At 73.3% G+C, this 20,093-nt stretch carries 21 protein-coding genes; 15 read left to right on the top strand and 6 right to left on the bottom strand.

Features of this window, described 5'->3' with window-relative positions; genetic code table 11:
• Positions 1-5: 5 nt before the first annotated feature.
• Complete coding sequence (locus AB0E83_RS28190; RefSeq protein ID WP_362117751.1) at positions 6-749, bottom strand: transporter substrate-binding domain-containing protein; 744 nt, start codon at positions 747-749, stop codon at positions 6-8.
• A 215-nt stretch (positions 750-964) separates the two neighbouring features.
• Here AB0E83_RS28190 and AB0E83_RS28185 point away from each other — a divergent pair, with 215 nt between their 5' ends.
• Positions 965-1,657: a LuxR C-terminal-related transcriptional regulator gene (locus tag AB0E83_RS28185; RefSeq protein WP_362117748.1), complete on the top strand. Its 693-nt coding sequence runs from the start codon at positions 965-967 to the stop codon at positions 1,655-1,657.
• Positions 1,658-1,738: 81 nt separating this feature from the next.
• Here the strand turns inward: AB0E83_RS28185 and AB0E83_RS28180 are convergent, their stop codons facing one another.
• The 3 genes from AB0E83_RS28180 to AB0E83_RS28170 are packed head-to-tail and all read right to left on the bottom strand — an operon-like array spanning position 1,739 to position 5,146.
• A complete protein-coding gene (locus AB0E83_RS28180; RefSeq protein ID WP_362117745.1) occupies positions 1,739-3,229 on the bottom strand; it encodes a PTS transporter subunit EIIC in 1,491 nt (496 codons plus the stop codon).
• A gap of 44 nt (positions 3,230-3,273) precedes the next feature.
• Entirely contained in the window at positions 3,274-4,203 is a 930-nt protein-coding gene (murQ, locus tag AB0E83_RS28175) for an N-acetylmuramic acid 6-phosphate etherase (protein ID WP_362117742.1), read from the bottom strand.
• A 22-nt stretch (positions 4,204-4,225) separates the two neighbouring features.
• Positions 4,226-5,146, bottom strand: a complete 921-nt coding sequence (locus AB0E83_RS28170) for a MurR/RpiR family transcriptional regulator (protein WP_362117739.1) — start codon at positions 5,144-5,146, stop codon at positions 4,226-4,228.
• 102 nt (positions 5,147-5,248) lie between these two features.
• On the opposite strand from AB0E83_RS28170, the gene AB0E83_RS28165 reads away from it, so the two are divergent.
• Together AB0E83_RS28165 and AB0E83_RS28160 are read left to right on the top strand one after the other, a co-directional pair.
• The gene (locus AB0E83_RS28165) at positions 5,249-5,605 is read left to right on the top strand and encodes a hypothetical protein (protein ID WP_362117736.1); all 357 of its coding nucleotides are present in this window, start codon (positions 5,249-5,251) and stop codon (positions 5,603-5,605) included.
• A 148-nt stretch (positions 5,606-5,753) separates the two neighbouring features.
• Positions 5,754-6,023 carry a DUF4031 domain-containing protein gene (locus tag AB0E83_RS28160; RefSeq protein WP_362117733.1) on the top strand — a complete coding sequence of 90 codons (270 nt, stop codon included), beginning with the start codon at positions 5,754-5,756 and terminating at the stop codon, positions 6,021-6,023.
• A 36-nt stretch (positions 6,024-6,059) separates the two neighbouring features.
• Here the strand turns inward: AB0E83_RS28160 and AB0E83_RS28155 are convergent, their stop codons facing one another.
• Complete coding sequence (locus AB0E83_RS28155) at positions 6,060-7,271, bottom strand: Cmx/CmrA family chloramphenicol efflux MFS transporter (protein ID WP_362117777.1); 1,212 nt, start codon at positions 7,269-7,271, stop codon at positions 6,060-6,062.
• Between the two features lie 190 nt (positions 7,272-7,461).
• A complete protein-coding gene (locus AB0E83_RS28150) occupies positions 7,462-8,139 on the bottom strand; it encodes a hypothetical protein (protein ID WP_362117730.1) in 678 nt (225 codons plus the stop codon).
• Between the two features lie 175 nt (positions 8,140-8,314).
• On the opposite strand from AB0E83_RS28150, the gene AB0E83_RS28145 reads away from it, so the two are divergent.
• The 12 genes from AB0E83_RS28145 to AB0E83_RS28090 all read left to right on the top strand — a co-directional run.
• Entirely contained in the window at positions 8,315-9,751 is a 1,437-nt protein-coding gene (locus tag AB0E83_RS28145; protein ID WP_362117727.1) for an MFS transporter, read from the top strand.
• A 213-nt stretch (positions 9,752-9,964) separates the two neighbouring features.
• Positions 9,965-11,143: an aminotransferase class I/II-fold pyridoxal phosphate-dependent enzyme gene (locus tag AB0E83_RS28140; RefSeq protein ID WP_362117724.1), complete on the top strand. Its 1,179-nt coding sequence runs from the start codon at positions 9,965-9,967 to the stop codon at positions 11,141-11,143.
• Between the two features lie 99 nt (positions 11,144-11,242).
• The gene (locus AB0E83_RS28135; RefSeq protein WP_362117721.1) at positions 11,243-11,785 is read left to right on the top strand and encodes a MaoC family dehydratase; all 543 of its coding nucleotides are present in this window, start codon (positions 11,243-11,245) and stop codon (positions 11,783-11,785) included.
• Between the two features lie 85 nt (positions 11,786-11,870).
• The gene (locus AB0E83_RS28130; RefSeq protein WP_362117718.1) at positions 11,871-12,722 is read left to right on the top strand and encodes an SAM-dependent methyltransferase; all 852 of its coding nucleotides are present in this window, start codon (positions 11,871-11,873) and stop codon (positions 12,720-12,722) included.
• Positions 12,719-13,762, top strand: a complete 1,044-nt coding sequence (locus AB0E83_RS28125) for a class I SAM-dependent methyltransferase (protein WP_362117715.1) — start codon at positions 12,719-12,721, stop codon at positions 13,760-13,762. The genes AB0E83_RS28130 and AB0E83_RS28125 overlap by 4 nt, the downstream gene beginning before the upstream one ends.
• 24 nt (positions 13,763-13,786) lie before the next feature.
• Positions 13,787-14,680 carry a diiron oxygenase gene (locus AB0E83_RS28120; protein WP_362117712.1) on the top strand — a complete coding sequence of 298 codons (894 nt, stop codon included), beginning with the start codon at positions 13,787-13,789 and terminating at the stop codon, positions 14,678-14,680.
• 44 nt (positions 14,681-14,724) lie between these two features.
• Positions 14,725-15,579 carry a hypothetical protein gene (locus AB0E83_RS28115; RefSeq protein ID WP_362117709.1) on the top strand — a complete coding sequence of 285 codons (855 nt, stop codon included), beginning with the start codon at positions 14,725-14,727 and terminating at the stop codon, positions 15,577-15,579.
• Position 15,580: 1 nt separating this feature from the next.
• Positions 15,581-16,024 carry a holo-ACP synthase gene (acpS, locus tag AB0E83_RS28110; RefSeq protein WP_362117706.1) on the top strand — a complete coding sequence of 148 codons (444 nt, stop codon included), beginning with the start codon at positions 15,581-15,583 and terminating at the stop codon, positions 16,022-16,024.
• Between the two features lie 11 nt (positions 16,025-16,035).
• Positions 16,036-16,287: an acyl carrier protein gene (locus AB0E83_RS28105; protein ID WP_362117703.1), complete on the top strand. Its 252-nt coding sequence runs from the start codon at positions 16,036-16,038 to the stop codon at positions 16,285-16,287.
• Positions 16,284-17,492: a methionine adenosyltransferase gene (metK, locus tag AB0E83_RS28100; RefSeq protein WP_362117700.1), complete on the top strand. Its 1,209-nt coding sequence runs from the start codon at positions 16,284-16,286 to the stop codon at positions 17,490-17,492. The genes AB0E83_RS28105 and metK overlap by 4 nt, the downstream gene beginning before the upstream one ends.
• A gap of 2 nt (positions 17,493-17,494) precedes the next feature.
• A complete protein-coding gene (locus AB0E83_RS28095; RefSeq protein WP_362117697.1) occupies positions 17,495-18,478 on the top strand; it encodes a carbohydrate kinase family protein in 984 nt (327 codons plus the stop codon).
• A 53-nt stretch (positions 18,479-18,531) separates the two neighbouring features.
• The coding region (locus tag AB0E83_RS28090) for a homocysteine S-methyltransferase family protein (RefSeq protein WP_362117774.1) at positions 18,532-20,093 on the top strand (1,562 nt) is incomplete at its 3' end.

The raw sequence follows: 20,093 nt of genomic DNA, 5'->3' as shown, positions 1-20,093 counted from the left end.
CGGCCCTACGGTGCGAGCAGGGCCGGGTCCTGGCCGGAGCGGCGCAGGGCGTCGGCGACGAAGCCGTTCCTCTTCAGCTCCTCGACGAGGGAGCGGAGGTGCGCGACCGTCTCCGGCGCCCTGTCCTTCGTGGTGCCGACGGCCTGCCGGATCTCCATGAACCGGCCGTCGATCAGGCGGACCCCGGGGTGCGCGGCGACATAGGCGGCCATCGGCTGGCGGATGCCCGCGCCCGCCTCCAGGTCCAGGGTGCGGAAGGTGTCGACGCCCTCGGCGCCCCGGACGACGGTGGCGTGGGCGAGGGTGCGGGTGAGGTGGAGGTCGTACGCGGAGCCCTGCTTGACGCCGATGCGCACGCCGGGCGCGTCCACGTCCTCGACGGTGGCGAGCGCCGAGTCGCGGGGGACGGCGTAGACGCCCTCGATGACGACGTACGGGGCGGTGAAGGCGACCTCCTTCTCGCGCGCCGGGTCCACGGCGAGGAAGCACAGGTCGGCGCGGCCGTCCGCCATCGCCTCGAAGGACTTGCGCGCCGCGTCGAAGCAGAGCGTCTCGACGGGGAGGCCGAGCCGCCGGCCGATCTCGTGGGCCAGGTCGACGGTGATGCCGGCGGGCGCTTCCGGGGTGCCCTGGGCGAGCACCGGGTTGCCCAGGTTGATGGAGGCCCGCAGGACGCCGGTGGGCGCGAGGTCGGCGGCGATCGCGGCGAGGCCGGGGGCGTCGGGGGCGTCGTGGCGCTTGGTGGTCATGCTCGCGGAGTCTAGGCACGGCCGGGCGGGCCGGGGCCGTCGCGGCGCCGGGCGGGGGGTGAGCGGGGCCCGGGGGAGGTCCGTGGGCGCGGGCGTGGGGGAGCCCGCGGATCACGGGGCCGGGGGCGGACCGGGAAGGGTCAGGTGCCGGCCGTGGAGGGCCGGGTCGGCCAGGAGCGCGGCGAGGACGGCCGTCGCCTCGGCCGGGGCCGTTCATGGAGTGCTGGACGGCCGTCCCCTCGCCGCACGACGACCACGTCGGCGAGGGACAGATGATCGCCCAGCTGCACGGCATCGACGCCGTGCGGGAAGCCATCGACGAACTGACCTTCTTCGCCCGCACCGAGGACCTGACCACCGAACCCACCGGGGTCCTCGCGGAGGAGTCCATCGCGGTCTCGCACCCGATCAACATGCGGCTGCTGCGCCGCGGCGTCCGGCTGCGCACCATCATGGGCGCGGCCATCCTCCAGGACGAGCCCACCCTCACGTACATGCGGGAACTGGTCTCGCACGGCGCCGAGGTGCGGGTCTCGCACCAGCCGATCGAGCGGGTGATCATCGTCGACCGGTCGGCGGCGCTCACCCCCATCGACCCGGCGCACACCGCGCGGGGCGCGCTCCTGGTCCGCGAGCCGGGCCTGGTGGCGACGCTGGTCACGCTCTTCGAGCGGATGTGGGAGGCGGCGGACGAGCTCCCGAGCGAGGAGGTCGACCTGCCGTCGGACGTCGAGCGGGACATCCTCGCGATGCTCAGGGAGGCCGACAAGGACGAGACGGCCGCCCGCCAGCTGGGCATGTCCGTCCGCACCTACCGCAAGCACCTGGCCGCGATCATGCGGCGGCTCGGCGCGGCGAACCGGGTGGAGGCGGCCCTCCTCGCGCACGAGAAGGGCTGGCTCGCCTAGGACCCAGGGCCCCGCGCCCGCGACACGTGCGCGGGGGCGGGGCCCTGTCCTTCGGAGCCGTACGGAAGAGGGCTTCCGGCGTCAGACCTTCGCGGGCTCGGGCTCGGGGTCGGCGGCGGGGCCGCCGGCGGCCACCGGCCCGGGCGTCGCCGCGGCCTCCGGGTCCACGTCGAACTCCTCGATCATCGCGCGGCTGAAGCCCCAGAACCAGGTGGCGACGAAGCCGACGAGGTAGCCGACGAGCAGGCCGCCCGCGTAGATCGCGATCGTCGTCCCGAGGCCCCCGTTGCCGTCGAGGAGCGGGAAGAGCGCCCAGCCGGACGGGCCGATGGCGGTGGAGCCGACCTTGTCGCCCAGCATGCTGAAGAGGCCGACGAAGCCGCCGCCGAACGCGCCGCCGACGCAGGCCGTGACGAAGGGGCGGCCCAGCGGCAGGGAGACGCCGTAGATCAGCGGCTCGCCGACGCCGAGGAAGCCGGCCGGGAGGGCGGACCTGATGGTGCGGCGGATGGAGCCGTTGCGCGGCAGCTTCAGGTAGACGGCCATGGCCGCGCCGACCTGGCCCGCGCCCGCCATCGCCAGGATCGGCAGGAGGACGGTGTAGCCCTGCTGCTCGATGAGGGTGGTGTGGATCGGGATGAGCGCCTGGTGCAGGCCGAGCATCACCAGCGGCAGGAAGAGGCCGCCGAGGAGGAAGCCGGCGCCGGCGCCCGCGTGCTCCAGGAGCCAGTTGGCGAAGTCGCCGATGGCCTGCGAGACCTCGCCGGCGACGAACATCAGGCCGAAGATCGTGACCAGGCCGGAGACGAGCACGGTGAGCGTCGGGGTGACGAGGACGTCCAGCGACTCGGGCACCCACCGGCGGCACCACTTCTCCACGTACACGGCGAGGACGGCCGCGCCGAGCGCGCCGAGGACACCGCCCTGGCCGGGGGAGAGGGCCTGGCCGAAGACCTCGACCTTGGCGACGCCCGCGTAGACGATGATGGCCGCGACCGCGCCGCCGAGGATCGGCGTGCCGCCGAACTCCTTGGCCGTGTTGTAGCCGACGAAGACCGCGATGAGGGCCATGAAGCCGCTCGCGATCGCGGCGAGCGCCGGGGTGACGGCGGGCAGCCAGCCGAGGTTGACGAGGAGGCCGTTGAGGCCGGCGATGATGCCGCAGCCGATGAGGGCGGGGATCAGCGGGACGAAGATGTTCGCGATCTTCCGCAGGAAGAGCTTGAACGGGGTCGCGTTCTTCGCCTTCCGCGCCGCCTTGAGGGCGGCGCCCTTGTCGGCGAGCTCCTCCGCCGTGGGGGCCGGCTTCGGCGCCTCGGCCACCAGGGCCTCGAACTCGGGGGTCACCCGGGCGACGGTGCCGGGCCCGAGGACGATCTGGTACGTGTCGTCCTCCACCACCCCCATCACGGACGGCAGGGCCTTCAGGGCCTCGTCCTGGACGAGCGAGCGGTCGCGCAGACCCAGCCGGAGGCGGGTCATGCAGTGGGCCACGGAGGCGATGTTCCCGGCGCCGCCGACGAGGGGGAGGATCGCGGCGGCGATGGCGCGGTTCTTGTCGTCTGTGCTCATGGTGCGGTGGTGCCTTGCTGTGAGGGGAGGGGGCTCGGTACTGCTCAGGGGGCGGTCGCGTGCAGCGCCGCGCGCAGGTGGCCGTCGGAGTCCTTCAGCCGCCGCGCCGCGGTGGCGGCGTCGACGTCGGCGAGGATGATCAGGATGGCGTTCTTCACCTCTCCGCCGGCCGCGGCGAGGGCGGCCTCGATCCGCTCGTCGGGGGCGCCGGTCGCGAGCGCGACGATGCGGCGCGAGCGGGCCTGGAGCTTCTCGTTGGAGGCGCGGACGTCGACCATGAGGTTCCCGTAGGTCTTGCCGAGCCGGATCATGGTGATCGTCGAGATCATGTTGAGGACGAGCTTCTGGGCCGTGCCGGCCTTCAACCGGGTGGATCCGGTGAGGAGTTCGGGCCCGGTGACCACCTCGATGCCGTGCTCGGCGGCGGCCGCCAGCGCGCTGTCCGCGTTGCAGGACAGGCCGATGGTGAGCGCCCCGGCGGCGCGGGCGTGCTCGACGGCGCCGATGGCGTACGGGGTGCGGCCGGAGGCGGAGACGCCGACCACCGTGTCGTCGGGGCCGACGCCGAGGGCGTCGAGGTCGGCGGCGGCGAGCTCCTTGGAGTCCTCGGCGCCCTCGACGGCCTTGACCATGGCGGACGGGCCGCCCGCGATCAGGCCGGTGACCTGCTCGGGGTCGGTGTTGAAGGTGGGCGGGCACTCGCTGGCGTCGAGGACGCCGAGCCGGCCGGCGGTGCCGGCGCCCAGGTAGAGCAGCCGGCCGCCGCGGGCCATCCGCTCGGCGGTGGCGTCGATGGCGGCGGCGATGGCGGGGAGCGCGCGGGCCACGGCGGCGGGGACGGTCCGGTCCTCGCCGTTCATGATCTCGGCGATCTCCAGGGTGGACAGCCGGTCGATCTCGGCGAGTTCGGGGCGGAACGCCTCGGTGGTGAGGGTGGCCAGCTGGGCGCGGAGTTCGGAGTACGTGGTGGACACGGCGGGCTGCTTTCTCCTGGGTTCAGCGGGTGGTGCGGGGGGAGTGGCGGTGGGCGAGGGCTTCGTACGAGGCCGCGAGGGCAGGGGCCGCGGTCTCGTACGTGCGCTGGGTGATGACGGTGAACAGGCAGTCCACGACCAGGAGTTGACTGGTGCGGGACGACATGGCGGCCGGCCGGAGCTCGCTCTCGCGGGCGGTGGAGGTGGTCAGCACGTGGTCGGCGTACTGGCTGACCGGCCCGTCCGGGCGGCCGGTGACCGCGACCGTGGTGGCGCCGTGCTCGAAGGCGACCCGGAGCGGCTCTATGACGTCGCCGGTCGAGCCCGAGTGGGTGATGGCGAGGGCGACGTCGCCGGAGCGGAGCTGCACGGCGTTGGTGACGGCGAGGTGCGGGTCGCTGTGGGCGTGGGCGATCAGCCCGATCCGGAGCAGCTTCTGCACGAGGTCCTGGGCGACGAGGCCGGAGGCGCCGACGCCGTACACGTCGATGCGGCGGGCGGTCGCGCAGGCGGCGGCGACGGCGCCGAGCTGCGCGGTGTCGAGCCCGGCGGCGGTGTCGGCGAGGGTCTGCCGCTCGTCGTGGGCGAGCTTGGCGACGACGTCGGCGACCGGGTCGTCGACGGCGATGTCGGCGGTGACGGAAGGGGCGCGCCCCGACTGCTGCTGGGCGGCGAGCCCGGCGAGCGCGAGCCGCAGGTCGCGGTAGCCCGGGTAGCCGAGGAGGCGGGCGGTGCGGACGACGGTCGCCTCGCTGGTGCCGGTCAGCTCGGCGAGGCCGGTGACCGTGAGCGCGGCGCAGCCGGCCGGGTCCCCGGCGACGGCCTCGGCGACCCGCTGCATGGAACGGGTCATGGAGGGGGAGAGGGTCCGTACCTTGGCGGCGAGGGCGGCCGGCGCCGGGGGCGCCTCCCCCTTGAAAGTTTCCTTCACGTCATTGGTCACGCCTGAAACATACTTTCAGGCGGCGGGTCGGACAAGAGCCCCTCCGTCCCGGATCGGGGAGGGACCTTCGTCCTTCCGCCGCCGTCGGGGGACAATGACCCCATGGACGACATCGACCCCGTGGAGCAGGCGCTGCACGCCGCCCGCGCGCTGGTGCTGGCCGACCTCGCGGCCCGTGACGTGGCCGCCGCGCAGGTCGTGTCGATGGTGGAGGACGCGGTGACGCACCGCCGCTGGTGGGTCGAGCAGTGGCCCGAGGGCGTGGCCTACGTCGCCGGCCTCGTCGCCCAGGACGTCCAGGACGCCCTCCTGGAGGCGTACGGCCGCTGGCCCCTCTGCCCCGTCTGCTCCTCCGGCGACCCCCACGCCCTCGACGTCGAACCGGAACTCGGCCCCGACCCCCACTGGGTCTGCGGCAAGCAGGGCGTGGTGGTGGCCCGGGTGGGCGGCCTGACGTGAGGGGCCCCGCCGGGACGCCGGGCCCCGCCGGCACGGACGGGCGCCCGGGCCCGTCCGGCACGGGGGCCTCCGGCGCGGGAGCCTCCGGCACGAGGGCCTCCGGCGCGGGCCCGTCCGGCACGGGGGCCTCCGGCGCGGGACCCCGCCGATGACCCTCTACATCGACCCGCCGACCTGGCCCGGCCACGGCCGCATGTGGTCCCACCTGATCAGCGACGTCTCCTTCGACGAGCTCCACGCCTTCGCCGCCGCCCTGGGCGCCCCCGCCCGCGGCTTCGACCGCGACCACTACGACATCCCCTCCGACTGGTACGACAGGGCGGTCGCGGCCGGCGCGGTCGAGGTCGGCTCCAAGGAACTCCTCCACCGCCTCACGAAGGCGGGCCTCCGCCGCCCGAAGGGCCGGCCGCCGGCCTAGGCCGTCCCGTCCGGAAAGGGGCCGTTCCGGACGCCGTCAGCGGCTCGTCGTGGACTTCGTCTCCGCCGCCGCGCCCTGGGCGCCGATGACCACCCTCGACGTGCCGGGGCGGGCGAGGCGGAGGGCGAGGGCGGCGGTGGCGAGGGCCAGGAGGGTCATGGCGGCGCCGGCCCAGGCGGGGGAGGCGTAGCCCAGGTCCGCGTCGATGACGGTGCCGCCGAGCCAGGGGCCGGCGGTGTTGCCGAGGTTGAAGGCGGCGGTGGTGGTGGCGCCGGCGAGGGTGGGGGCGGCGCCGGCGACGTTGAACATGCGGGCGTTGAGGGCGGGGGCCGTGTAGAAGGCGGAGACGCCGAGGAGGAAGGCCAGGAGGACCGTCGCCACGGGGCTGGAGGCGAAGAGGGCCAGGGCCACCAGGAAGACCGTGGAGGCGGTGATGCCGGTGAGGAGGACGCCGAAGAGGTGGGCGTCGGCGATCCGGCCGCCGATCGTCGTGCCGACCAGGGCGCCGATGCCGAAGAGGGCCAGGACGGCCGATACCCAGCCCTCGTCGAGGCCGGAGACGTCGGTGAGGAGCGGGGCCAGGTAGGAGAAGGCGCAGAAGACGCCGCCGGCGGCGAGGGCGGTGATCACGACCGAGAGGAGGACCTGGCGGTCGCGGTAGATCGTGAGCTCCTGGCGGAGCCGGGGGCGGGTCTCCGGGAGCGGGATGCGCGGGATGCGGGTGACGACGCCGACGAGGGCGATCGCGGAGGCGGCGCCGACCGCCCAGAAGGCGGAGCGCCAGCCGAGGTGCTCGCCGAGGAAGGCGCCGGCGGGGACGCCGAGGACGTTGGCGATGGAGAGGCCGCCGATCATGACGGCCATGGCGCGGGCCCGGGAGCTCTGCGGGACCATCGCGATGGCGACCGCCGCGCCCACGGCCCAGAAGCCGGCGCAGGCGAGCGCGCTGATCACGCGGGACGCGAAGAGGACGCCGTAGTTCGGGGCGAGCGCGCCGGCGACCTGGCCGAGGCCGAAGACGGTGATCAGGGCGATCAGGGTGGTCTTGCGGGGGAGACGGAGGGTGGCCACCGCGAGGAGCGGGGCGCCGACGACCATGCCGATGGCGAAGGCGGAGATGAGCAGGCCGGCCTGGGGGATGGAGACGTCCATGTCCTTCGCGATGGACTTCAGCAGGCCGGAGAGCATGAACTCGCTCGTGCCGAGCGCGAAGACGGAGAGGCCGAGGACGTAGACGGCCGCCGGCATCCGGGCGGCGGGGGAGGGGGTGGGGACGGGGTCGGCTGAGGAAGACGGCATGACATGTGCCAACCCGATCTTTGTGCCTGTCATTCCGTGATCGGCCGGCTTCTCGCGATGCGAGACGGGTGCGTCGCCCCGTCGCCGGGGCGCCGGCGGCACGCCCCCGGCGGGCCGCCCGGACGCCCCCGCGCGGCGGCTACGGAGCCGTCAGTCCCGCGAGTTCCTTCTCCACGTTCTCCCGCGCCCTCTCCTCCCACGCCGCCGCGCCGTACGGGGTGCGGAAGAGGCGGGGCAGGTCGAGGAGGTGGCGCAGGACGGCGGCGCGGCCCTGGCGGAAGGCGTCGTCGGGGACGAAGGCGTACTCCTCGCGAACCGCCGCCGCATACCCCCGGTACGTATCGGGGTCGCTCGCCAGGACCGCGAGGTCGGCGTCGCAGAGGGTCTCGCCGTTGAGGTCGCCGGGCTCCGGGTCGTGGGTGACGGTGAGGCGGACCAGGCGGGCCACCTCCGCCACCTCGTGGGGCGTCAACCCGGCTTCGGTCAGGGCGCGTTCGGCGAGGGACGCCGAGCGCTCCTCGTTCTCGGAGCGGTCGGGGCGGTAGACGGCGTCGTGGAACCAGGCGGCGAGCCGGACGAGTTCGAGCTCCCCGCCCTCGCCGCCCTGGTCGGCGAGCTCGTCGATCCGGTCCAGGACCGCCCGCAGGTGGGCGACCGTGTGGTAGCGGCGCTGGGGCTCGGCCCAGCGGCCCAGCAGGTCGCGGCCGTACGGGGCGGGGTCGGGGCCCTCGCGGCCGGCGCGGGCGGCGAGCAGGGTGGCGTTCCAGCGGCGGAGGAGGTCGCTCTCCCCGGGTGCGCTGTCCTCGGGTGCGGTCATGGGCGCATTGTGCCCGCCGGAGGGGCCCGGATACCGGCGGAAGCTCTCCCCCGCCTCGTCCCCGTCCCGCCCTTACATACCCCCCATGGGTATGCTACGGTGCTCCGCGAAGGTACCCCCCAGGGGTATGTAACCGGCCCAGGCCACCGGTCGGCCGCGAGTGAAGGGCAGTGCGATGTCAAACGTCAACCCCCGGCGCTGGTGGGCACTCCTCGTGCTCGCCGCCGCCCAGTTCATGGTCATCATGGACACCTCGATCATCGGAGTGGCGCTCCCCGAGATGCAGAAGGACCTGGGCTTCTCGCAGAGCGAGCTCCAGTGGATCTTCAACGCCTACGTGATCGTCTTCGGCGGTCTGCTCCTCCTCGGCGGGCGCCTCTCCGACCTCGTCGGAGCCCGCAGGATCTTCGTCTCCGGCTGGGCCGTCATGATCGCCGGCTCGGTCGTGGCCGCCGCCGCGCAGACCGCCTGGGTCGAAATCGTCGGCCGCGCCGTCCAGGGCGTCGGCGGCGCGCTCATCGCGCCCTCCGCCATGACCCTGCTGATGATGCTCTTCATGCACGACCCGAAGGAGCTCGGCAAGGCGATGGCGCTGTACGGCGCCGCGGCCCCGGCCGGCGGCACCGCGGGCGTCTTCCTCGGCGGCGTCTTCACCGAGTGGATGAGCTGGCAGTGGGTCTTCATCATCTACATCCCGATCGGCCTCGCCACCCTCGCCGCCACCAAGCTGCTCCCGAACGTCGAGTCCCGCCGCGGCTCCGTCGACGTCCTCGGCGCCGTCGCCGTCACCGCCGGCCTCGCGCTCGCCGTCTTCGCCGTCGTCCGCGCCCCCGAGGTCGGCTGGGGCTCCACCGGCACGATCCTCCAGCTGATCGGCGCCGCCGCCCTCCTGGTCCTCTTCCTCGTGATCCAGAAGTCCGTCCGCGAGCCGCTGATGCCGCTCAGCGTCTGGCGGGTCCCGCGGCTCGGCTCGGCCAACCTGGCGATGACGCTGCTCGGTGCCGCCTGGATCCCGATGTGGTACTTCCTCAACCTGTACCTCCAGCAGGTCCTCGGCTTCGGCGCCTTCGAGTCCGGTGCCGCGCTGCTCCCGATGACCGGCCTCCTCATGGTCTTCATGACGGCCATCACCTCGCGCCTGATGATGAAGGTCGGCGCCAAGCCGCTCATCGCCGGCGGTCTGCTGGTCCTCGCGGCCGGTCTGGTCTGGCTGGCGGCGGTCCCGCCGACCGGTTCCTTCCTGGTCGACGTCCTGCCGGCCTCGCTGGTCGCCGCGCTCGGCATGTCCCTCGCCTACATCCCGGCGATGATCGCCGCGATGTCCGGCGCCCCGCAGGAGCAGGCCGGCCTCGCCTCCGGCATCGTCAACACCACCTACAACGTCGGCTCCGCGCTCGGCCTCGCCGCCCTCACCGCGGTCGCCCTGTCGCAGGGCGCCGACCAGCTCGGCAACCTGCCCGAGCTGACCGAGGGCTTCTCGGCCGCCTTCATCGGCGCCGCGATCGTCGCCGCCGCCGGCGGTCTCCTCACCCTCCTGGTGATGAAGGGCGACAAGGCCGTCGCCGCCGAGGCCGCCGAGGCCGCCCCGCAGGGCGAGAAGGTCGCCGCCTGAGCGGCCCGGCCAGCCCCCGGCGCACCACCCCGAAGGGGCCGCCCGACGTCCGCCCCGGACGTCGGGCGGCCCCTTTTCCCGCGCCCGAACACCTCGCGCCCGAACATCCCGCGCCCGAACGCCCCGCGCCCGGGCATCCCACCCCCGAACACCCCGCACCCGAACACCCCACCCCCGGGCATCCCGACCGGACACCCCGAGAGGAAGAACACCGTGGAACTGGGCACCCGTGCCGTGCACGTCGTCAACGAACCTTTCGGAGACGGCAGTTGGCCGCTCTCCGTGCCGCTCGTGCAGTCCTCCGCCTTCGCCTTCGACTCGGCCGCCGAGCTGGCCGGCGCGATGGCGGACCCGGACGGACGGTACGTCTACAGCCGGCGCGGCAACCCGACCGTCCGCGCCCTGGAGCAGACCCTCGCCGGCCTCGAAGGGGGCGCCGGGGCGATCGCCTTCGCCTCCGGCATGGGCGCGATCAGCGGCGTCCTGCTGGCGCTGCTCCGGCCCGGCGACCGGGTGGTCGCCCAGCGCTGCCTGTACGGCGGCACCTTCGCCGTCCTGTCCGACCTCGCCGAGCGGTACGGGATCGGGGTCGCGTACGTCTCCGGGGACGACGTCGCCGAGTTCGAGGCGGCGGCCGCCCACCCGGCGACCCGGCTGCTCGTCCTGGAGACGATCGCCAACCCCACCGGGCGCGTCGCCGACCTGCCGGGCCTGCTGGCCGCCGCCCGCCGGCTCGGCGTGACGAGCGTCGTCGACAACTCCCTCGCCTCGCCCGTCCTGTGCCGCCCGCTGGAGCTGGGCGCCGACGTCGTCGTGCACTCCGCCACCAAGTACCTGGCCGGCCACTCCGACGTGCTGGGCGGCGCCGCCGTCTTCGCCGACGAGGAGCTGCGCCGGCGGGTCTGGCCGCGCACGGTCGAACTCGGCGCCTGCGCCGACCCGTTCGCCGCCTGGCTGGTGCTGCGCGGGATACCCACGCTGCCGCTGCGGATGCGCGAGCACAGCGCCAACGCGGCCGTGCTCGCCGAGCGGCTGCACGCGCACCCCCGGGTGACGGCCGTCCACCACCCCTGGCACCCGTCCCACCCCTCGTACGCCCTCGCCCGGAAGGTCCTCTCCGGTGGCGGGGGGCTGCTCTCGGTGGAGCTGGCGGGGGGCCGGGAGGCGGGCCGGGCGTTCGTCGAGCGGGTCCGGGTGGGCCGGCTCGCGCTCTCCCTCGGCGGGGTCGAGACGCTGCTGACCCATCCGGCCTCCACCTCGCACCGCGAACTCGACGCCGCCGCGCTGGCGGCGGCCGGGATCGCGCCCGGCCTGGTCCGGCTGTCGGTCGGCATCGAGGCCGTCGAGGACCTGTGGGCGGACGTCGAACAGGCCCTGGAGCAGCCGTTCTGAGCCCCGGACAGCTTCTTTTGGGTTGACAAAATAAATGAGTCATTCGTAGATTGGGTGATGCCAGGAAACGTAGAACTCCTAGGTCAAGGGGGGCGCGCGATGCGCTACTTCGAGGACTTCCGGCCCGGCGACGTCCACGAACTGGGCGCCGTCACCGTCACGGCGGAGGAGGTGCTGGAGTTCGGCAGGCGCTTCGATCCGCAGCCCTTCCACACGGACCCGGAGCGGGCGAAGGACTCGCCGTTCGGCGGCCTGATCGCGAGCGGCTTCCACACCCAGTCGCTCTTCATGCGGCGGTACGTGGACGGACTGCTCGCCTACAGCGACTGCCTCGGCTCGCCCGGCATCGACGAGGTGCGCTACCTGCGCCCGGTCCGCCCCGGCGACGTCCTGACCGCGCGCGTCGAGGTCCTCGGCGCCACCCCGTCGCCGTTCAATCCCGCCACCGGCACCGTCAAGCCGCGGTGCACGCTCGTGGCCGCCGACGGGACGGCCGTGTTCAGCATGATCCTGCACAGCATCTTCCGCCGGCGCCCCGCCGACGCCGAGGCCGCGCATCCGTCGTCGATGCCCGCGGCCGAGGACCCCGTCGGCTGTACGGGGGCCCGGGCCAAGTCCTGTGTCCCGGCCATGACCGCCTGACGGGGCCGTATACCCGTCCGGCCCTGAACACGGCCGTCCGAATCACCGGAACCATCACCGGAAACCGACCGAAGGGGGACCTCCCGTGGAGGCCGTATCCCGCACCGCCCAGTGGACCGCCGCCGCGCGGGCCCTGGAGACCGAGCGCGAGGACCGGCTGTTCGCCGATCCCTACGCGCGCACCGTCGCCGACGAGATCGGCTTCGAGCTGCTGAAGCGCTACGACGGCGGCGGCATCGTGCCGTTCCTCGCCATCCGCACCACCTACCTCGACCGCGCGATCGTCCGGGCGGTCCGGGAGCGGGGCATCCGACAGGTCGTCCTCCTCGCCGCCGGCATGGACACCCGCTTCCACCGCCTGCCGTGGCCCGACGGCGTCACCGTCTACGAGCTCGACCGCCCCGCCCTCCTGGAGGCCAAGGCCGGGATGCTGGCGGACGAGCCGGAGCCGGCCGGCCGCACCCGCGTCGCCGTCCCCGTCGACCTCACCCAGGACTGGACCGGCCCCCTGAAGGAGGCCGGCTGGAAGAGCGACGAGCCCGTCCTCTGGGTCGTCGAGGGCCTGCTCTTCTTCCTCCCCGAGGAGGCCGTCCGGACCCTGATCTCGACCCTCTCCGCCCACGCCGCTCCCGGCTCCGTGCTGCTCGGCGACGTCATCTCCCGGGCCGCCCTCACCAACCCGCTCGCCCGCGGCTTCATGAAGGCGCTGGAGGAGGACGGCAACCCGTGGCTCTTCGGCACGGAGGACCCCGAGGGGCTGCTCGCCGACTGCGGCTGGGCCGTCCGCGAGGTCAAGCAGCCCGGCGAGGACGGCGCCGACTTCGACCGCTGGCCCTACCCGGTCCCGGCCCGCACCGTCCCCGGCGTCCCCCGCTCCTTCCTGTTCACGTGCGACCTGCCGGCCGCGGCCGGACACGACGAGGAGGTGGCCGCGTGAGCGCCCACGACTTCCACCAGAAGGTCATCGGCGACGCCGGCGCCGCCGTCCGCGGCCTGACCGTCGCCCTCGGCGAACGCCTGGGCCTCTACAAGGCGCTCGCCCAGCACGGCCCGCTGACGGCGGCCGAGCTGGCGGGCAAGACCGGCACGAACGAGCGGTACGTCGAGGAGTGGCTGCACGCCCAGCTCTCCGCCGGGTACGTCGAGCGGCACCCCAGCTCGCTGACGTACACGCTCCCCGCCGACCACGCCGAGGTGCTCGCCGACCCGAAGGCCGTCACCTTCGCCGCCGGCTTCTTCACCGCCCTGAAGGCGCTGTACGCCACCGAGGACCTGCTGGTCGAGGCGTACCGCACCGGCGACGGCGTCGGCTGGGCCGAGCACGACCCGGCCCTCGACACCGGCATGGGCTCCTTCTTCCAGCCGACGTACGAGCACAAGCTCGTCCCCCACTGGCTGCCCGCCCTCGAGGACGTCCCCGTCAAGCTCGCGGCCGGCGGCACCGTCGCCGACGTCGGCTGCGGCGTCGGCCACACCACCCTCCTCATCGCGCGGGCCTTCCCGAACGCCACCGTCCACGGCTTCGACTACTCCGAGGAGGCCATCGCGATCGCCCGCGAACTGGCCGAGGAGGCCGGCCTGTCGGACCGGGTCGTCTTCGAGGTCGCCTCCGCCGACGACTACCCCGGCTCCGGCTACGACCTGGTCTGCTTCTTCAACGCCCTGCACGACATGGGCGACCCGGTCGCCGCCGCCCGGCACGTCCTGGGCTCCCTGGACGCCGACGGCACCTGGATGCTCGTCGAGTCCAACGTCTCCCCGCAGGACGTCGAGACCCAGACCCCCGCCGCCCGCATGTTCATGGCCCTGTCCGCCGTGATGTGCCTGCCGGTCGCCGTCGCCCAGCGCGGCCCGCACGCGCTCGGCAACCACTCCGGCGAGAAGGCCTTCCGGGCCATCGCCGAGGAGGCCGGCTTCACCCGCTGGCGGCGCGCCACCGAGACCCCCGTGAACGCGGTCTACGAAGTCCGTCCCTGACCGAACCCCCGAAGGAGCACGACCATGGGCGTGACCGCCCCCCTGCCCGTCACCGACCGGTTCATGGAGGTCCTGGAGCGGCTCAGCGAGCGCTCCGTCGAGGACTACTACAACCCGTACCAGACCTTCCAGTGGCCCGAGACCCTGGAGGAGAACCGTTTCTGGATGACGCCGGAGCTGCTCACCGTCCACGGCACCGAGCACGAGGACCGCCTCGACGAGGAAACGCTTCAGCGCCTCTCCAAGTGGGAGTCGGTCAACTTCTACAGCCTCAACGTGCACGGCATCCGCGAACTCCTCATCGAGGTCGTCGGCCGCATCCACATGCCCGGCTTCGAGGTCCCCTCCGACTTCTTCCACCACTTCATCGGCGAGGAGAACGAACACATGTGGTTCTTCTCCGAGTTCTGCCGCCGCTACGGGAACAAGATCTACGGCTCCACCGCCATGCGCGCCGACGCCGCCTGGGAGCCCGAGGTCGAGAACTTCCTCGTCTTCACCCGGATCCTCTTCTTCGAGGAGCTGGTCGACCACTACAACTCCCGGATGGCGAAGGACACGTCCCTCTGCCACACCATCCGCGAGGTCAACCGCATCCACCACCAGGACGAGTCCCGCCACATCGCCTTCGGCCGCGAACTCGTCTCCCTGCTGTACCGGCGCATGTGCGACGCCGTGCCCGCCGACCGGGTCCGCGAGGTCGAGGCGTACCTCAAGCGGTACGTCGTCTACAGCGTCAACTCCCTCTACAACCCGCACGTCTACAAGGACGCCGGCATCGCCGACCCGCTGGGCCTGCGCAACTCCCTGATCGCCGACCCGGCCCGCCGCGTCCACGAGCGCAAGGCGATCCGCAAGCCGCTCGCCTTCTTCCTGAAGACCGGGATCTTCTCCGACGACACCCTGCCCGTCCTGTAGGGGCCCGGTCCCGCGCGCGAAACCGCCCGAGAGGTGAACCGACCATGACCGTCACCACCCCCGATACCGTCGGGGCGACCAGGGGCCTGCCCTCCCTGGGGCCGGAGGGGACCCGCCTGCTGCGGCTCCTCGACGACACCTTCGAGAGCTGGGGCGTCGCCGCGGGCGCCCGCCCGATGACCATGCCCCCGCTGCTGCCCGCCGCCGACCTGGCCCGGCTCGACTACTACGACAACTTCCCCCACCAGGCCGTCCTCGCCGCCCCCCTCGACCTGGAGAAGCGGCTCGCCACCCCCTTCGACGACGCGCACGGCCACTGGCCGTCCGCCGCCCTCGAACCGGCCGGCCTGGGCCTCCCCTCCGCCTCCTGCTACGCCGTCTACCTGGACCACCGGGGCCGGCAGGTCGCCGACGACACCCTCGTCACCGTCTGCTCCTGGTGCTTCCGCAAGGAGACCCACTACGAGGGGATGCGCCGCCAGCTCGGCTTCCGCATGCGGGAGGTCGTCGCCCTCGGCGCCCGCGAGCACGCCGAGGACCACCTCACCGCCTTCACCGCGCGCGTCGACGCCTTCGCCGAGGCCGTCGGCCTGTCCCTGCACAAGGAGGCCGCCTGCGACCCCTTCTTCGACAAGGGCAGCTCGAAGGCGCTCCTCCAGCGGCTCACCCCGGTGAAGTACGAGTTCCTGTACGAGGACCTGGCGATCGCCTCCGTCAACACGCACCGGAACTTCTTCGGCGAACGCTGCGACATCACCCTCGCCTCGACCGGCGGCCCCGCCTTCACCAGCTGCGTCGCCTTCGGTCTCGAACGCTGGCTGTCCGCGCTGACCCGCCGCCACGGCGGCTGGGAGGCGGCGACCCGGGCGGTCCTGGACGCGGCCGGGCCGGTGATCTGACGTGCCGGCCCGACCCGTCGCCCCGCCGGCGGGCGGCCTGGGCTGGGCGAACCTCGGCATGGACATCGTGTCCGTCAACCGTGTCCGCCGGCTCCTCGACCAGTACGGGGAGCGCTTCTTCGAGCGGATGCTCACCCCCGGCGAACTCGCCGACTGCCGCACCTCCACCGGGCTCGACGTGCTGAGCCTGTGCGGACGGATCGCGGCCAAGGAAGCGGCCTTCAAGACCCTACGGGTCAGGGGCAGGTTCCTGCCCTGGCCGGACATCGTGGTGCGGCGCTCCGACGGCGGCTGGCCGCTCGTCGAACTCCACGGCGCCGCCGCCGAGATGGCGGCCGGATCCGGCATCGCCGAGATCACCGTGTCCATCAGCCACGACGTGGACTACGCGGTGGCGGTCGCCGCCCCCGTCCTCGCCCACACCCCACCCAGTCACACGAGTTGAGGAGAACCATCATGGCCGACGGCCTGCAGCAGGTGAAGAACTGGATCCTGGACCGCCACCCCGAGCGCCAGGACATCGCCCCCGACCTCGACCTCATCGAGAACCGGCTCATCGACTCCCTCTCCTTCGTCGAGTTCGTCTTCCTCCTGGAGCAGGAGAGCGGCGTCTCCATCCAGATGGAGACCCTGGAGGTCGACGCCATCCGCACCCTCGCCGCCATCGAGCGGCACTTCTTCCAGGACCGGGTGGAGGTCCAGGCATGAGCGGCCGCCTCTTCACCTCCGAGTCCGTCACCGAGGGACACCCCGACAAGATCGCCGACCGGATCAGCGACACCGTCCTCGACGCGCTCCTCGCCCAGGACCCGCAGGCCCGCGTCGCCGTCGAGACGCTGATCACCACCGGCCAGGTCCACATCGCCGGCGAGGTCACCACCACCGCCTACGCGCCGATCGCCCAGCTGGTGCGGGAGGCCATCCTCGACATCGGCTACGACTCCTCCGCGAAGGGCTTCGACGGCGCCTCCTGCGGGGTGTCCGTCTCCATCGGCGCCCAGTCCCCGGACATCGCGCAGGGCGTCGACACCGCCTACGAGTCCCGGGTGGACGGCGAGGACGACGAGCTCGCCGCCCAGGGCGCCGGCGACCAGGGCCTGATGTTCGGCTACGCCTGCGACGACACCGCCGAGCTGATGCCGCTGCCCATCGCCCTCGCGCACCGGCTCGCCCGGCGCCTGACCGAGGTCCGCAAGGACGGCACCGTCCCGTACCTGCGGCCCGACGGCAAGACCCAGGTCACCATCGAGTACGACGGCGACCGGCCGGTCCGCCTCGACACCGTCGTCGTCTCCTCCCAGCACGCCGCCGACATCTCCGTCGAGGGCCTGCTCACCCCCGACATCCGCGAGTACGTCGTCGAGCACGTCCTCAAGGAGCTCGTCGAGGAGGGCGTGACCCTGGAGTCCGACGGCTACCGCCTCCTGGTCAACCCGACCGGCCGCTTCGAGGTCGGCGGCCCGATGGGCGACGCCGGCCTCACCGGCCGCAAGATCATCATCGACACGTACGGCGGCATGGCCCGCCACGGCGGCGGCGCCTTCTCCGGCAAGGACCCGTCCAAGGTCGACCGCTCGGCCGCCTACGCCATGCGCTGGGTCGCCAAGAACGTCGTCGCCGCCGGCCTCGCGCGCCGCTGCGAGGTCCAGGTCGCCTACGCCATCGGCAAGGCCGAGCCCGTCGGCCTCTTCGTCGAGACCTTCGGCACCGAGGCCGTCCCCGTCGAGCGGATCCAGGAGGCCGTGCGCCAGGTCTTCGACCTGCGGCCGGCCGCGATCATCCGGGACCTGGACCTCAAGCGGCCGGTGTACGCGCGGACCGCCGCGTACGGCCACTTCGGCCGCGAGCTCCCCGACTTCACCTGGGAGCGCACCGACCGGGCCGACGCCCTGAAGAAGGCAGCGGGAGTCTGATCATGCGCATCGCTGTCACGGGTTCCATCGCGACCGACCATCTGATGACCTTCCCCGGCCGTTTCGGCGAGCAGCTGCTCGCCGACCGGCTGGACCGGGTCTCCCTGTCGTTCCTCGCCGACAGCCTGGAGGTCAGGCGCGGCGGAGTGGCAGCGAACATCGCCTTCGGACTCGGCGTGCTCGGCCTGCGCCCGGTCCTCGTGGGCGCGGTCGGCGCGGACTTCGAGCCGTACCGGGTCTGGCTGAAGGACCACGGCGTCGACACCGACGCGGTGCGCGTCAGCGAGACCCTGCACACCGCCCGCTTCGTCTGTACCACCGACCGGGACCAGAACCAGATCGCCACCTTCTACGCGGGGGCGATGGCCGAGGCGCGCGCGATCGACCTCCGCGAGGTCGCCGCCCGCACCGGCCGCCTGGACCTGGTCCTGGTCTCCCCGGACGACCCCGAGGCCATGCTCCGGCACACCCGCGCCTGCCGCGACCTCGGGATCCCCTTCGCCGCCGACCCCTCGCAGCAGCTCGCGCGGCTCGACGGCGACCAGGTGCGGGAGCTGGTGGACGGGGCCCGGTTCCTCTTCACCAACGAGTACGAGACCGCCCTCCTCCTGGAGAGGACCGGCTGGACGGAGACGGAGGTCCTGCGCCGCACCGGCGCCTGGGTCACCACCCACGGCGAGGCGGGCGTACGGATCCGGGGCGAGGGCCGCGCCCCGCTGGCCGTCCCCGCCGTCCCCGTCCCCCGCGTCGCCGACCCGACGGGCGTCGGCGACGCCTTCCGGGCCGGCTTCCTCGCCGGCTTCCTGTCGGGCGTGCCGGAGCGGTGCGCCGCCCAGCTGGGCTGCGCGGTCGCGGCGACCGTCCTCGACCACGTCGGCACCCAGGAGTACACCCTGCGCCGGGAGCCGCTGCTCGACCGGATCCGCACCACGTACGGGGTCGGCTGCACCGCCACCCTCGTCCCGCACCTGAGGGGGCTGACGTGAGGCCGTCGCTGCGCGAGGAGTTCGCCCGCCGGGTCGTCGTCGCCGACGGCGCCATGGGCACCATGCTCCAGGCCGCCGACCCGTCGCTCGACGACTTCACCGGCCTCGAAGGCTGCAACGAGATCCTCAACCTCACCCGCCCCGACGTCGTCGCCTCCGTCCACCACGCGTACTTCGCCGCCGGCGTGGACTGCGTCGAGACCAACACCTTCGGGGCGAACCTGGCCGCGCTCGCCGAGTACGGCATCGAGAACCGGGTGTACGAACTCTCCGAGGCCGGCGCCCGCATCGCCCGCGAAGCCGCCGACGGCTTCACCGCCGCCGACGGACGCCCCCGCTGGGTCCTCGGCTCCATGGGGCCCGGCACGAAGCTGCCGACCCTCGGGCACGTCGCGTACGAGCCGCTGCGGGAGGCGTTCCGGCAGAACGCCGAGGGCCTCGTCCGGGGCGGCGCCGACGCCCTGCTCGTCGAGACCTCGCAGGACCTGCTCCAGACGAAGGCGGCCGTCACCGGCGCCCGCCGGGCCCTGGACCGGTTGGGCGCGGACCTGCCGATCATCGTGCAGGTCACGGTCGAGACGACCGGGACGATGCTCCTGGGCTCCGAGATCGGGGCCGCGCTGACGGCCCTGGAGCCGCTCGGCATCGACATGATCGGCCTGAACTGCGCCACCGGCCCGGCGGAGATGGCCGAGCACCTGCGGTACCTGTCCCGGCACGCCCGCGTCCCGCTGTCGGTGATGCCCAACGCGGGCCTGCCGGTGCTGACCTCCGACGGCGCCCACTACCCCCTGAGCCCGGAGGAACTGGCCGACGCTCAGGAGCGGTTCGTCCGGGAGTACGGCCCCTCCCTGGTCGGCGGCTGCTGCGGCACGACCCCGGAGCACCTGCGGGCGATCGTGGACCGGGTCCGGGGCGCGGCCGTCCCCGACCGCCGGCCGGAACCCGAGCCGGGCGCGTCCTCCCTCTACGGCCACGTGCCGTTCCGGCAGGACACCTCGTACCTCGCCATCGGCGAGCGGACGAACGCCAACGGGTCGAAGAAGTTCCGCGAGGCCATGCTCGACGGGCGCTGGGACGACTGCGTGGAGATGGCCCGGGACCAGATCCGCGAGGGCGCGCACATGCTCGACCTGTGCGTCGACTACGTGGGCCGGGACGGCGTCGCCGACATGGAGGAGCTGGCGGGGCGGTTCGCCACCGCGTCGACGCTCCCGATCGTCCTCGACTCCACCGAGGTGGCCGTCCTGCGGGCCGGCCTGGAGAAGCTCGGCGGCCGCGCGGTCGTCAACTCCGTCAACTACGAGGACGGCGACGGGCCGGAGTCGCGGTTCGCGAAGGTCGCGGCGCTGGCCCGGGAGCACGGGGCCGCGCTGATGGCGCTGACCATCGACGAGGAGGGCCAGGCCCGCACCGCCGAGAAGAAGGTCGAGATCGCGGAGCGCCTGATCGCCGACCTGACGGGGAGGTGGGGGTTCCGCGAGTCGGACCTGCTGATCGACACCCTCACCTTCACCATCTGCACCGGGCAGGAGGAGTCCCGCAAGGACGGCATCGCGACGATCGAGGCCATCCGGGAGCTCAAGCGCCGCCACCCGGACGTGCAGACGACGCT

The organism is Streptomyces sp. NPDC035033 (assembly GCF_040636735.1).
GTDB lineage: Bacteria > Actinomycetota > Actinomycetes > Streptomycetales > Streptomycetaceae > Streptomyces.
This window is presented reverse-complemented; position numbering and strand designations above follow the sequence as displayed.